The organism is Phytopseudomonas flavescens, from assembly GCF_900100535.1.
Classification (GTDB): Bacteria; Pseudomonadota; Gammaproteobacteria; order Pseudomonadales; family Pseudomonadaceae; genus Aquipseudomonas; species Aquipseudomonas flavescens.
On sequence record NZ_FNDG01000003.1, the window covers coordinates 80,906 to 94,184 of the forward strand.

Annotated in this window: 14 protein-coding genes; 9 read left to right on the forward strand and 5 right to left on the reverse strand. The window is 66.7% G+C overall.

Going from position 1 to position 13,279, the window contains the following annotated elements:
- Nucleotides 1-138 precede the first annotated feature (138 nt).
- From BLR94_RS04505 to BLR94_RS04520, 4 genes are read left to right on the forward strand one after another with little or no spacing between them, the layout of a single operon-like run.
- Nucleotides 139-963, forward strand: a complete 825-nt coding sequence (locus tag BLR94_RS04505; protein WP_167359714.1) for an ankyrin repeat domain-containing protein — start codon at nt 139-141, stop codon at nt 961-963.
- A gap of 51 nt (nt 964-1,014) precedes the next feature.
- A complete protein-coding gene (locus BLR94_RS04510) occupies nt 1,015-1,476 on the forward strand; it encodes a DUF6386 family protein (RefSeq protein ID WP_084303580.1) in 462 nt (153 codons plus the stop codon).
- Nucleotides 1,473-2,105: a hypothetical protein gene (locus BLR94_RS04515; RefSeq protein WP_084303581.1), complete on the forward strand. Its 633-nt coding sequence runs from the start codon at nt 1,473-1,475 to the stop codon at nt 2,103-2,105. The genes BLR94_RS04510 and BLR94_RS04515 overlap by 4 nt, the downstream gene beginning before the upstream one ends.
- A complete protein-coding gene (locus tag BLR94_RS04520) occupies nt 2,102-2,698 on the forward strand; it encodes a hypothetical protein (protein WP_084303582.1) in 597 nt (198 codons plus the stop codon). Before BLR94_RS04515 ends, BLR94_RS04520 begins: the two co-directional genes overlap by 4 nt.
- A 470-nt stretch (nt 2,699-3,168) precedes the next feature.
- On the opposite strand, the gene BLR94_RS04525 is transcribed toward BLR94_RS04520, so the two are convergent.
- The gene (locus BLR94_RS04525) at nt 3,169-4,230 is read right to left on the reverse strand and encodes an ankyrin repeat domain-containing protein (RefSeq protein ID WP_244158079.1); all 1,062 of its coding nucleotides are present in this window, start codon (nt 4,228-4,230) and stop codon (nt 3,169-3,171) included.
- A 104-nt stretch (nt 4,231-4,334) separates the two neighbouring features.
- On the opposite strand from BLR94_RS04525, the gene BLR94_RS04530 reads away from it, so the two are divergent.
- Genes BLR94_RS04530 through BLR94_RS04540 form a run of 3 tightly spaced genes read left to right on the forward strand, consistent with a single transcriptional unit; the run spans nt 4,335 to nt 6,256 of the window.
- A complete protein-coding gene (locus BLR94_RS04530) occupies nt 4,335-5,054 on the forward strand; it encodes a DUF6000 family protein (RefSeq protein WP_084303584.1) in 720 nt (239 codons plus the stop codon).
- A gap of 55 nt (nt 5,055-5,109) precedes the next feature.
- A complete protein-coding gene (locus BLR94_RS04535) occupies nt 5,110-5,649 on the forward strand; it encodes a CbrC family protein (protein WP_084303585.1) in 540 nt (179 codons plus the stop codon).
- Between the two features lie 58 nt (nt 5,650-5,707).
- On the forward strand, nt 5,708-6,256 hold the full coding sequence (locus BLR94_RS04540) for a hypothetical protein (RefSeq protein WP_084303586.1): 549 nt from the start codon (nt 5,708-5,710) through the stop codon (nt 6,254-6,256).
- 166 nt (nt 6,257-6,422) lie between these two features.
- Here BLR94_RS04540 and BLR94_RS04545 read toward each other — a convergent pair whose 3' ends face one another.
- Genes BLR94_RS04545 through BLR94_RS04555 form a run of 3 tightly spaced genes read right to left on the reverse strand, consistent with a single transcriptional unit; the run spans nt 6,423 to nt 10,911 of the window.
- Nucleotides 6,423-7,793: an efflux transporter outer membrane subunit gene (locus BLR94_RS04545; RefSeq protein ID WP_139207413.1), complete on the reverse strand. Its 1,371-nt coding sequence runs from the start codon at nt 7,791-7,793 to the stop codon at nt 6,423-6,425.
- Nucleotides 7,794-7,804: 11 nt separating this feature from the next.
- Nucleotides 7,805-9,748 carry a MacB family efflux pump subunit gene (locus BLR94_RS04550; protein ID WP_084303588.1) on the reverse strand — a complete coding sequence of 648 codons (1,944 nt, stop codon included), beginning with the start codon at nt 9,746-9,748 and terminating at the stop codon, nt 7,805-7,807.
- Nucleotides 9,742-10,911, reverse strand: coding sequence for an efflux RND transporter periplasmic adaptor subunit (locus tag BLR94_RS04555; protein ID WP_084303589.1), 1,170 nt, complete (start codon nt 10,909-10,911; stop codon nt 9,742-9,744). Before BLR94_RS04555 ends, BLR94_RS04550 begins: the two co-directional genes overlap by 7 nt.
- A gap of 424 nt (nt 10,912-11,335) precedes the next feature.
- Between BLR94_RS04555 and BLR94_RS04560 the strand changes: the two genes are divergently transcribed.
- Both BLR94_RS04560 and BLR94_RS04565 read left to right on the forward strand, forming a co-directional pair.
- Nucleotides 11,336-12,295 carry a hypothetical protein gene (locus BLR94_RS04560; protein ID WP_084303590.1) on the forward strand — a complete coding sequence of 320 codons (960 nt, stop codon included), beginning with the start codon at nt 11,336-11,338 and terminating at the stop codon, nt 12,293-12,295.
- Between the two features lie 64 nt (nt 12,296-12,359).
- Entirely contained in the window at nt 12,360-13,007 is a 648-nt protein-coding gene (locus tag BLR94_RS04565; protein WP_084303591.1) for an HAD family hydrolase, read from the forward strand.
- A 1-nt stretch (nt 13,008) separates the two neighbouring features.
- On the opposite strand, the gene BLR94_RS04570 is transcribed toward BLR94_RS04565, so the two are convergent.
- The gene (locus tag BLR94_RS04570; RefSeq protein WP_420492666.1) at nt 13,009-13,251 is read right to left on the reverse strand and encodes a DUF1161 domain-containing protein; all 243 of its coding nucleotides are present in this window, start codon (nt 13,249-13,251) and stop codon (nt 13,009-13,011) included.
- Nucleotides 13,252-13,279 lie beyond the last annotated feature (28 nt).

The window sequence follows — 13,279 nt, forward strand, 5'->3', positions numbered from 1 at the left end:
GCGAGGCCGGTGATGAATTACCCTGTTGTTCTGTTCGAGTGCGGACGACGACGCCATCGCTGCGCAGCACGCCCCAAACCGCGGTGGAACGTGCTACCAGCATTCAACGCCACGACCCGATTCGACGAGGACACGCCCATGCCCACGGCCGCCAGACACAGCCTGCACATAGCCTGCCATGCACAGGACAGCGCACTGCTTGTACAGTTGCTGGCCACCGCAACGCCCGCCGCCATCGACAAGAAGCTCACCGATTACCAACTGCCCTACCACGGCACACCCCTGCATATCGCCAGCCGCATGGGCGACCTGGGGCTGGTGCAGCCGCTGATCGCCGCCGGCGCCGACCTGGAGATCAAGGACGTCGCCCGCCAGTCGGCGCTGTCCCTGGCTGCCGGCCTGGGTCACCAGGACGTGGTACAGGCGCTGCTCGACGCTGGCGCGGATCCGCACAGCAAGGGGCCGAACGGCCTGCAGCCGATCCATTTCGCCTGCACGGGCGGCCACCCCCGGATCATCGCGCTATTGCTGGCCCACGGCGTGGACGTCAACCTGCGGGACAGCCTCAAGAGCGGCCTGCTCAGCTTCACCACCAACCTCGAAGGCGGGCACCTTGAGGCCGCGCAGATGCTGGTGGCCCAGGGTATCGACCCAATCCAGTACACCCAGGCCCTGCATGACGCCTGCTGGCGCGGCAACACACGCATCGCCGCCTACCTGCTGGAGCTGGGCGCCGACGTGCAGAGCCTGATCAAGCCCAAGTCTGAACTGCTGTTCTGGGTCTGCCTGATGGGCCATGAGCAGATCATCGACCTGTTGCTGGCCCACGGTGCGGACTTCAGCGTCGCGGTGAAATTCAAGGGTAAAATGATGGCCTATGACGGCTCGCCGCTGGACAAGGCCGCAGAGGCCGGGCACACCGCCCTGGCCGAGCGCCTGTGCGCCAGGGCCATACAGCTCTGAACCCACTCGATAGGGCCTGGTACCTCGGCGGCCCCCCCAGGACGCACGAACATGAGCGACACTTACGCCCACACGACCTTCAGCACCGATACCGCCACCCTGGCGATCTTCGATCCCGCCGCTCTGGCCCATCGCATCACCGATACCGCGGACTGGTGGTCGATCGCCGACGACGCGCTCGCCGAGATCAACGCCGGCAACGTACTGTTCGTCGACCTGGGCCGCGACGGTAGCCACGCCGTGGAGATCCACCGCGGCGTCGATGCCGCACCGGCCGACGCCCTGATGGCGCGCCTGCGCATCGCCTCGGGCTGTCTGTATGTCGGCGCTGGCGAGCAGGTCCCGGCCGGCGACCTGGGGCCGGAAACGGTCTATGGCGGTGTGCTGCTGTTTGCCGAACGGGGTACCTGCGAGGTTCGCCTGCAACGCCAGGGCGAGCGCCTGCTCCTCGCCTACGGGGCGACCACGCTCGAGGCTACCAACCACTTCGACGACAGCCCACGCTTGCCATGACCAGGGACGAACGCCTCGCGGCCCTCGGCGACTGGCACCTGCAGCAGGCCCCTCGTCGCTGGCGCCTGGTGCACTACTGCGGCGTCGAATGCCTGGCGGCCCACGACCTCGACGCAGACGAACTGCTGCAACGGGCCAGCGAACTACTCGCCGAGGGCTTTCATATCGCCTGGCAGCGCAGAGGCGAGGATGCCGTGCTGCGGGTGCACGAGGGGGAACCGACCCCGACCTGGGCGGCGACCTTCGCCGAGCGCGACCTGATCGGCGGCCTGCACTTTGCGCTGCCCGAGGGACACGAGGCGCTGGATGCCGGGCGCCTGGTAGCCGGTTGGCAGCGAGAGAGGACCGCGCAGCTGCTGAGCCTGCTGCAGCCTGACAGCGGCAGAACGGCCACGGCGAAACTCCAGGCGCTGGGGCTGTCGTCGGAGCAGATGGGGCTGTTGCTGGAACTGCTCGACCAGGTCCTCGGCGATACCCTCTACACCCTGCTGCTGGGCCTCGACGGCGAGGCGGCGGTGGGCGGCGAACAGCAGCACGTACGACTGTTCAACGAAGCGGGCACGGAGATATCGCCCTGTGGCGAGCTGGAAGCCGAGGCCTACGCGCAACTGATCGAGAAGCGCCCGTGACCGGCCTCTACGAATGGAACCCGATGCCCTACCAGTTGGCGATACGCTGCCCCCGTTGCCGTCGAGAAGCCTCGTTCGAGTTCGCCGAGGCGCGATTGATACGGCGCAAGCTGGAGGTGCCGCTGTTCCAGGCTCACTCGGCCCTCGAGTACCAACTGCGCCCCGGCCGCGACGGCCATTTCCAGCACATGGCCCTGTATTTCCAGGGGCTGCATGGCGACCCGCGGCAGGCGCTGCACGATCTGCCCGAGGGGTACCAGGCGGCGGACTGGTGCCACTCACGCTACCTGCGCCAACACTACGGTCACACGCTCGGCGCCCTGGTCTGTGGCCCATGCGGCCTGCGCGCCCGCCACCATCTGGATTGGCCAGGCGAGGCGTATTACGCCGTGGACTACAAGAACCACCTGCTCTGGGCCTACCACCGCGAGTCGGCCCTGGACCTGCGCGACTACCTGTCGTCGGTCGACCGCAAGCCCCAGGCCTATCGCTGGGCGGGGATGCTGCTGCACGTACCCGGCGTGTTCAAGACCCGCAAGGCGCGCGCGCCACTGACGCAACGCTTGAACCGCCTGCTCGCGGGCCGCTCGTAGGGTGTCGGCGCACTGAAAGCCACCGGTCTGGGGAGGTTTCTCGCAGCAACGCGATTCGCGCTGACACGCCAACAAGCCCCTAGAGCACCGGCAATCTCGGGCGCATGGCGCGCTCCCACGAACCTGGCCGCGGGCTGCTATCACCCACCAGCCTGCGGTCCTCGCCGCCAACGTATCGTATAAAGATCGCGAACAGGTTCTTAAACTGTCCGGCGCTTCTCGCCGCCCCAGGAGTCTCACCCTCATGCCACCCGTTCCCGGAGATGTCTTCGCCGTTTTAAGCCATCTACGTGGCCCTGATGGGCATCATGGATGCCGTGGATGAGACGCGCATCGAGCTGTTCGGGGGCGAGGCGCTGCCCGTGGATCGCGCGGCGATCGACGCCGCCATGGACGAGGTGCGCGAGTTCTGAGGCCAATCCCCACAGCCGCATCGACATCCTCGAGTGGCGATGCGGCGGGACCCGGTATCACCTGCGGTAGGCAGGTGCCGGCAGCGACACGGGCTGCGGGTTGGCGGTGACCCACTGCACGGCCAAGGCGCTGAGCCGATCAGTGCGCTCGGCGTCATCGTCCCCGCTGCGCAATGCGACGGCCAGCACCCGGGCTTCAGCCAGTTCGGTGGCCGGCAGAGGTGCGGCACTGCCCAGGTAGCTGACCAGGGCGCTCAACATGCTCTTGAAATCCCCGTCCCAGTTGGCTGAGCCGTTGTGGTGGATCTCGCGGGAAATACGCCCACTGATACGGATCACCTCGCCCTGTACCGTTGCCGCCGCGCCGGAGGAGGGCACCAACAGCTCCCAGAGCTGCTGGTGCTGGACATGCCAGGGACCAGCAGGGACGACGATGGCAGCCTTGCCGTCGTGCACCTTGCGTGCCGCGGCAGGGCTGACGCCGAACAGGCGATACAGACGGGTCAGGGCAGCGTCGGTCGCCTGCAGATAGTCCGGGTTGAATGCGCCGCGATGGAACTCGAACTCACGACCGATGCGCTGTACCTCGGCCAGCATCCCGTCCTTGACCTGCACGCCGGCGTCCAGCAGGGTCTGGGCGATTTTCGCAGTGGCCTCGATGTCGGCGTTGCGGGTGCTGGCCAGGGCCACGTGCAGCACGTCATGCCCCTGCCGACTCGTGGCATGGACGTTCGCGCCACGGCGAACCAGGGCGGCGAGAGCATCGGGCTTGTGGCTCTTGGCGGCGGCATGCAGCGGCGTATCGCCTTGGTAGTCCTGCGCCTCGATATCGGCGCCCAGGTCCAGCAACAGATCGACACCGCCGATCCAGCTCGAACTGCGATGGTGCAACGGCGTGCGCTGGTAGGTATCGCGGGCATCGATGTCCGCACCCTGCTCCACCAGCCAGCGGGCCAGGGCGTCGGGGCAATTGTAGAAGCCCAGCGCCGTGCTTTTGCTATAGCCACCGGTGGCCTCCAGCTCGCTGGCCTCGAACAGGGCAATCAACTCGTCCAGCGAAGCCTGTTCGAGCCGTTGAGCGAAGTCCTTCGGCAAGGTCTTGCGTTTACGCTTGGCCATGAAAAATCTCATCATCCTGATCCGTACGGGTTTCATCGGTTACCATCGGGGTTTCACCTGACACCTGTCAACGCACCGGGTTCGGCACCAACCGTGGAGAGCAGATGAACACAGCGTCCGATCAACCGTGCAGCGCGGACGACGCCGGCTCGAACCTCACCGGCGCGCAACCGGCCGCGGGCACGCCGAGGCACCTGGCGCCCCCGAGCCCCCAGGAGCATGTGGCGGGCGCCACCATTCGCCATGCCAGCCCCTTCGCCGAGCTCAGGGTACCCTGTTGCAGCGAGCCCCTGGACCCGGCGCTCCGCGAGCGCTGGGTGGTGCCGCTGTACTTCGGCCTGCATTCGGCGAAAGCCCGCGCCCACCTGGAGCAGCACCTGCACGCCGCCGACGAGGAGCTCGCCGGGCATCTGCTGCAGCAGGTCGACTGGCGCCCGCGCTACGTCGGCGCCCACCTCGCCGCCCTGATTCCCTGCCCGCAGTTGGAGTCGCTGATCGGCCGGCTGCTGTTGCGCAGCGACCTGTGCTACGCAGGCTTCGCCTATTGCGTGGCCCTCGCCCGTTTCGCCAGCGCAGACGCCGCGGACTATCTGGACCGCTATCTCGACCACTACCTGAGCCAGCCGCACCTGTACTTCGACCAGCAGCATGCCATGGCGGCCCTCGCCCACCTCGACCGGCAACGCCGGGAACACCGGCTGGCTCGCCACCTACCGGCCTGGCACGCCTTCGTCGCCGACAAGCCGACCTGGCAGCTGGACGAGGCCTGCGATCACTTCGAGGGCTATATGGCCCTACTCGCCACCCTGGAAAGACACCGATGACCCCGCCAGCCGATGCCCCCAACGCCCGCCCGTCGACAGCCTGGAGCACTGCGCCATGAGTGCCGATCTCCCCGTCTTCCGCCTGCATCCCAATGCCTACCGGCTCGGCCTGTTCAGCCAGCAGGCGGGTATCTGCTCGTGCTGCGACACTCCTCGTGAATGGCGCTACGAAGGCCCCTTCTATGCGCGGCAGAAACCGGCCTACCTGTGCCCCTGGTGCGTCGCCGACGGCAGCGCCGCGCAACGCTGGCAAGGCCAGTTCAACGACGACCTGTCCATCGAAGGCTGCCAGCCGGATCCCGCCGCCCCCTCTGCGAGCCTGGATCTGGCGCTGCTCGACGAGGTCTGCGAGCGCACCCCGGGCTATCTTGCCTGGCAACAGGGCGCCTGGCTGCTGCACTGTGGCCAGCCCTGCCAGTTCCTCGATTACGTCGACCACGCTGGGATCGAGCCGCTGCGCGCCGAACTGGCCGACGACCTCGATGGGTTGCCGCCAGGTTACGTGCGCGCGCTCAGCACCGATGGCAGCCCGACCGGCTACCTGTTCCGCTGCGCGCAATGCGGCAGCCACCGACTGCATACCGACTGCACCTGATGGCCTGCGCAGGGGCAGCCGCTGGGCTCGCCTGCGCGCATTGCGTTAGGATGACGTCATGACAACGCCACCGCCCCGCTCCAGCCTCGTGAAAGTCCTCTCCATCTTCGCCATCGCCAGTGCCGTGATCGCCGGCTTCGGCCTGCTCGGTGTGATCCTCTATTGGTTCTTCACGGGCGTCGTCTTCATCGATGGGGTGGCCAGCGCCGCCGTCATGCTGGGCTTCCTGGCGCTGGCCTGGAAGGGTCGTCTGAGTTGGCGCAAGCCGGAAGCAGCCGCGTTGCTGATCGTCTTCATGGCCTTCATCGGCATGTGTTTCGACAGCCGCGGCAACCCGCTGTACAACCAGCCGCTGGAGTGGCTGTTCGCGCCGCCGGGCGCAGCGTTGCAGACCAAGGAAATCATCAGCCACGGCGGTGGCAGTACCGGGGTGAATTACGCGTTCAGATTCGTCGACAGCTACGGTGGCATCGTCGGCGAGGTGAGCAATTGGATCGTGATTCCGTTTCGCTTCTTCGAATACCTGCTGGTCCTCTCCGCCGCCATGGGTCTGCTGACACTGGTGCGGCCCGCCGGGGCCGACTGGCGTCCACCACCCTCCACCTGATTTTTCGCCGGCCTGCCGGCAGACACGACCGGCGTTTGAACCGCGTATTCGCCAGGCAACGTCCATCGTGGGCACCCCGCCCTCGGCGCGCAACCAACTCGCGGCATGCCCTGGATTCGCCACGGACGCGACGCCGGTCGATCTGCGCCGCCGGCACTAGACCCACCTAGCCCCGCTTGTCGGGCACCCAGCCGCCTCCCAGGGCCCGGGCCAGGGCGACGCTGGCCTGCAGGCGTTGCAGGCGCAATTGCGCCGCTTCGTCCTGGGCGCTGTACAGGCTGCGCTGGGTATCGAGCAGCACCAACAGGGTTTCCGCACCCGCGCGGTAGCGTGACTCGGCGAGCCGGAAGGCGCGCTCGGCCTGTTCCAGCACCTCGTCCTGAGCCTGCTGCTGGGCCTGGACGCCGGCGATGCCGTTGAGCGCCACCTCGACATCGGCGAACGCCGCGATCAACGCGCCGCGGTAAGCGGCCAGCAGCTCTTCACGCTTGGCCTGCGCGATGTCGCGTTCGGCACGCAGGGCGCCCCCGTCGAAGATCGGCGCGGCCAGGGCGGCGGCCAGGGAATACAGCGGGTCGCTGAATACACGCGAGGTACGCGGCGCGCTCCCGCCCACCTCGGCGCTCAGGCTGAGGCGCGGCAGCAGGGCGGCACGGGCCGCTTGCAGGTCGGCATCGGCCGCCCGCAGGTTGGCCTCGGCCAGGGCGAGGTCAGGGCGCGCCAGCAGCAGCTCGCTGGGAATCCCCGCCCCCAATTGCGGCTGGGGCAACTCGAACAAGCCGGTGCGCGCCAGCGCCAGCTCGTCGACCCGTTGCCCGAGCAACAGCGCCAGCGCCGCCAGGCTGTCCTCGTACTGCTGGCCGATGGACGCCAATTCGCGGCGCTGCAGCGCCACCACACCGCGCTGCTGGGCCAGCTCCAGCGAGGTGGCGGCCCCGGCGCTTTGGCGCGCGGCGACGGTTTGCAGCACCCGTTCGGCATTCGCCAGGTTGAGCCGGGCGATACGCCGACGCTCCTGCAGGCCGACGCTATCCAGCCACGCCGACGCCAGCGCCGCGCTGAGCGTGACCCACAGCGTATCGCGGTCGAAGCGGCTGGCCTCGGCAGCGAAACGCGCACTGTCGCGGGTGGCACTCAGGCGTCCCCACAGGTCGACCTCGTAGCTGGCCGCGAGGCTGGCGCTGTAGCTGTTGCCATCGACCTCCGGATCGCCGCCCAGGCGCGCTTCGCGCCCGGCATCGAGCTTGCCATCGAGGTGCGGCAGCAGGTCGGCGCCGGCCAAGCGAGCGCTCGCCTGCGCCTGACGCAGTCGCGCGACGGCGCCGGCCAGGTCCTGGTTGCCCGCCTCGGCCTGACGCATCAGGCCGTCCAGCTCACGGCTGGCGAACATGCGCCACCAGTCGTTGGCCGGCCTGGCCTGTGCCGGCAAGGCATTACGCCAGCGTTCCGGCGCGGCAGGCAGATCCGGCGGCGTATCGGGCGTGCCGCTGCAACCGGCGACGAGCAGCGCGGCCAGCAGGCCAGGTAACGACCTCATCAACAGTCCCGTCATTGTGCCAACGCCACCACGGGGTCGAGCTGGGCGGCGGTTTTCGCCGGCAGGTAACCGAACACCAGGCCGGTGCCCACCGAACAGACGAATGCCAACAACATGGCCGACAGCGAGAACACCAGCGGCACGTTCCAGGCGATCAGCAGGGCGCCGAACAGCAACCCGGTGATCACGCCGACGCTGCCACCCACCAGCGTGACCAGCACCGACTCGGTGAGAAACTGCCGCAGGATGTCGCGCTGCCGGGCGCCCGTGGCCATGCGGATACCGATCTCACGGGTGCGCTCGCGCACCGTCATCAACATCACGTTCATCACCCCTATACCGCCAACCAGCAGCGACACGGCAGCGATCAGGCCGAGCATCAACGTCATGCTCTGCCGTGTCTCGGCCTCGGCCTGCAGCTTGGCGGCCGAGTTGTAGACGCGAAAATCCTGGCGCCCGTGTCGCTGCAGCAGCAGCTCCTCGAGTGAGGCCTGGGCACGGCCCACCAGCTCGCTGCGCATCACTTCGACACCACCGTAGCTCTCGTCGCGCAACTTTGGGAAAACCCGCACCACCCCGGTACGGTGCGGCACCAGCACTTGCTCATCCGGGTAGTTGCCACCGGCGTCACTGCCTTTCTCGCTCATCACACCGATCACTTCGAATGGCGAGCTGTTTATCAGGATGATCGCCCCCAGCGGATCATCGCCCTCGGGGAACAGACTCTGGTAGACCTGATGGCCGAGCACCGCCACCGCCGCGATCTCATGGTTCTCCGCAGCGCTGAAGAAGCGACCGCGGGCCACCGGCCAGCGATGGATCTGCGGCAGGTGCTCGCCCACGCCCAACACCTCGCTCTGCACGGCCTGCTGGCCATGCCGGATCAACGCCGGGTCGCGCAGTATGGGCATCACCCGCGACACCTCGCGCAGCTGGCCGATGGCATCGAAATCATCGGCGGTGAGCACCCCGGTGGGGCCGCCCGTACGCGGCACATCGCTGGACACGTACATCATGTTGGCTCCCATCACGCCCATTTCCGCCACCACCTTCTGCTTTGCCCCCTCCCCCACGGCCAGCATGACGATCACCGAAGCAACGCCAATGACTATACCCAGCAGGGTCAGCGCCGTACGAAAGCGGTGGATCAACAGCACACGCCAGGCCCCCCGCAGCATTTCGCCAAACTCACTGAAGAAGGATGCGCCACTGGCACGCCCGGCTTGCCGCATGTCCGGGGCTGGCAGCGCATTGCTCGGCACCAGGGCGCCACTGTCACTGATGATCTGCCCGTCGCGGATCTCGATCACCCGCCGCGCCTGGGCGGCGACGTCGCGGTCATGGGTGATCAGGATGATGGTGTGCCCGGCATCGGCCAGCTCGTGCAACAGCGCCATGACCTCCTCGCCACTGCGGCTGTCCAGCGCGCCGGTGGGTTCGTCGGCGAGGATGATGCGCCCTCCATTCATCAGCGCACGGGCGATCGACACGCGTTGCTGCTGGCCGCCGGACAACTGCGCCGGCCGGTGCTCGAGGCGTTCGTCCAGGCCCAGCCGGCGCAGCAGCGCAGACGCCCGCTCACGACGCTGGTCGGACGGCATGCCGGCGTAGATGGCAGGCACCTCGACATTCTCCCGCGCGGACTCGGTGGCGATCAGGTGGTAGCCCTGGAACACGAACCCGAACGCCTCGCGGCGAAGCCAGGCCAACTGGTCGGCGTCGAAAGCTGCCACGTCCTCGCCGGCGAAGCGATAGCTGCCGGCGCTGGGGCGATCCAGGCAGCCGAGCAGGTTCATCAACGTCGACTTACCGGAGCCGGACGTGCCGACGATGGCAACGAACTCCCCGGCCTGGATCGACAGGCTGATGCCGCGCAGCACGTCGACGGCCGGCGCACCGCTCTCGCCGCCGAAGCTGCGCCTGATGCCTTGCAGTTCGATCAGCGCAGCTACCACTGGAACCTCGACATGCCCGCCTCCGGCTGCGCATCGCCGGTCACCAGGCGCTCGCCTTCCTGCAGGCCATCGAGGATTTCCGCTACCTGGCGATCCCGCGCACCGACGTTCACCGAGCGCAGTTGCGGGCGCTGATCGTCACCCAGGATACGCACCTGGTAATGGCCCGGCCTGCCCTGCAAGGCATCCAGAGGCGCAGTGAGCACATTCTTCGCCGAGGCCGTGACGAACACCACCTGGGCAGTCATCTGCGCCATCAGCTCGCCGTCGCTGTTATCCACCTCGAACAACACGGTGTACTGCACCACTTTTTCCGGTTCGGCGGCGCTGCTGGTCGATTCGCCCTGCGCGGTAGCGGTCACCGGTGGCGCGGGCAGCACCTGGCGCACCGTGCTGTGCCAACGGCGCTCGTCGACGCCAAGGGTGGTGAAATACAGCGGCATGCCCGCCTTGACCCGGCGGATATCGGCTTCGGACACGCGCGTCCAGCCGGTCATGCTGCGCAGATTGGCAATGCGCATCACCGTGGGCGTCTGGTAGGTGGCGTTGAGGGTCTGTCCCTCCTTCACATCGACACCCAGCACCGAGCCGGCGATGGGCGCGTAGATGCGCGTGTAGCTCAGTTGCGCCTCGTTGCGCTTGAGCAGCGCCTGGCTTTCGACGATCTTCGCACGCAGGTTGTCGAGCCGCGCCCTGGCCGATTTGTAATCCGCGGCGGCAGTCTGAACATCTTCTTCGCGGGTGGCATCAAGCCTGGCCAGGTGGGTTTGCCGCTCGTGCTGCTGGCGCGCCAGCAGCAGCTGCGCCTGCTGCTCTTCCAGTTGCGCGCGCAAGCCCTGCAGTGCCGCACGATCGGCCTCCACCGTGGCTTCGTGCAGGCTGGCGTCTATTTCGGCGAGCAGTTGGCCCTTTTTCACCTGGTCACCCGGCTCCACGTGCAAGCGCACGATCTGCCCGGACACCTGTGCCCCGACATCCACCGAATAACGCGGCTGCAGCGTGCCGATGGCGACTACCGTGGCTTCCACATCGCCTCGGCCAACCACGGCGGTTTCATAGGCTGGCGTCGGCTCGCCGTTGAACCAGGCCAAAGCGATGACCGGCACGAGCGCGACCGTGCCGAGCAGCCAGCGCAGGCGAATGGGAAAAGGGAAAAACGTCATGACGGGCCCGACCTCTGCCTGAGCATCCAATAACCATCCCCGACGTCAACCGAACCTGCACTCGCGCTCAGGCAAACGAAGGCAGCTCGACACGCCCGGGTGAGGTGCGAGGTGAAAGACGCAATGCGCCCGTGCAGGCGCCGTGCAACTCGTGAAGAGCGAGAAATATCCAGCTCTTACCACCCAAGACGGATGAGCCCGGGAAAACCCGGCGCCCCCAGCCCGAACAAATGAAACAAAATGTTTCAAAACTGTAAGCCGACCGGCAGTGACAGGTTTCGCATCGGGAAAATGCAGCCCCATGACCCGTGCGAATACCTCATGGGCGCTCTTGTCTGGCGAACCGTAGAACCATCACAGCAACGCACGCTGCGCCGGTATATCCTGCCGGCATTGAAAGACCTGCCCCGAAAGGAATCGCCCCATGCACAGCAACCCTTACGCCATTGCTCAGGTCGACCCCGCGAGCGAGGCCAGACAGCCGTGCGGGCTGCCCATGGGCCTGTTGATCACGGCGATGCTCTGCTGTGCAGCGGGCCAGATGATTTCCTGGGTCATCATGTGGCTGACTCTGGAGCCCGGATACCTGCAAGCCTACTTGGACGATCTGTGGCAGCTGGCGACCTATTGGCTCGGCGCGCTGGCAATCGATGGCTGCAGTGCGCTGCTGCTGACCCGCTATTACCTGCAGCGCCACAACCTGGTCAACGTCACCCGCCCAGGTCGTCTCATCGCGCTCTTCGTCGGCTTCTACTTCGTGGCCTTCGTGCTGGTCAGCCTGTTCTTCAGGCTGCTGGTGACTGAGTTGATTGCATGGATCTACGAAGGCGACCACGGGATATCCCCCACTCTACTGCTGCAACCGTTGAACCTCGTTTCCTTCGTACTGGCGACGTTGTTGCCACTGTGGCTGAGCCTGCACCTGATGCGCCGTACGGGCGAGGTCGAAACCGGGCTGGGCCTGGTCAGCCGCGGCGAGACTGCGCTGGCCTTCGGCCTGCTGTTCTGCGTGATCTACATGAAACTGCTCACGCTGCTGCCGATCGGCGTCATCGATCCCTATGGCATGGAGTGGCTGCAGGCTGTCAGCAGTGCTTCCGGACTCTTGTACGGGCTGATCGCCCTGCTCGCCGCCCGCGGCGCGCTGCCGCCGCAGTTGCCGCGCCTGGCCGTCGGTCGTCTGCTGGCAAGCGTGCTGCTGTGCATGGCGATCTGGTTGGTCGTGGCGACCGTGCTGTGCGTCGTGCTGTTGGTGGCTCTGTATGCCGGCTCGGAGTTCGTAGCCCTGGCGCTGGTGCTGCTGTTCGGGCTTGTGCTGCTGGCGCTGCTCTGGCCACTGACGCGCCTGAGCCTGCGCTGGGTCTATAGGCCGACGTCGGCCTGAGTTGCTTGAGCGGCTTGCGGTGCGGGACAATCCGCGCCGATTCAGGCCAGCGGATATCCACACCATGCAGCAGCGCACCCTTCTCTTCGACCTCGACGGCACCCTCACCGACCCGCGCGAGGGCATTACCCGGTCGGTGCAATATGCGCTGGCGCAGCTGGATATCCATGAGCCCGACCTGCAGGCCCTGGAGCACTTCATCGGCCCGCCACTGCTGCAGTGCTTCATGCACACCTACTGCCTCAGCGAGGCACGCGCCTGGGATGCGGTGAACCACTATCGAGTGCGTTTTCGCGAAGTGGGCCTGTACGAGAATCAGCTGTTCGAGGGCGTGCTCGAACTCCTGCAGGTGCTGCGCGAGCAAGGACGCACCTTGTACATCGCCACCAGCAAACCCACGGTATTCGCCACGGAGATCGCCCGCCATTTCGATTTCGGCCTTTACTTCAAGGCGATCTACGGCAGTGAGCTGGATGGCACGCGCACCGACAAGGTGCAACTGATCGGTCACTTGCTCCAGCAGGAGGGGCTCGACCGGGCCGACACGCTGATGATCGGCGACCGCAAGCACGACCTGATCGGCGCCCATCGAAACGGTCTCGATGCCGTCGCGGTCGGCTACGGGTTCGGCAGCCTGGAAGAGTTGAGCGGCGAGCGCCCGGCCCACCACTTCCAGACGCTGGCGCAATTGCACCAAGCCTTCGCCGCCTGAGCTACATCATCCGCGAGCCGGTCAGGTCGTTGCGCTGGTAGATCACCTTGCGACTGCCGTTGTCGCACGTGCCGATCACCATGTTGTCGTCCTCGACTTCCTCGTTGGGCACGATCTCCAACGTGTAGCTGGCCACGCCCGCCGCCTGGATCTTCACCTCGATCTCCTGCTTGAGCTCCTCGCACGATTTGGGCGCGGCCCAGGCGTTGCTGCCCATGAGGCCGAGTACAAGCATCACTGCCATCCATCCTTTCATCACGACCTTCCTCTGC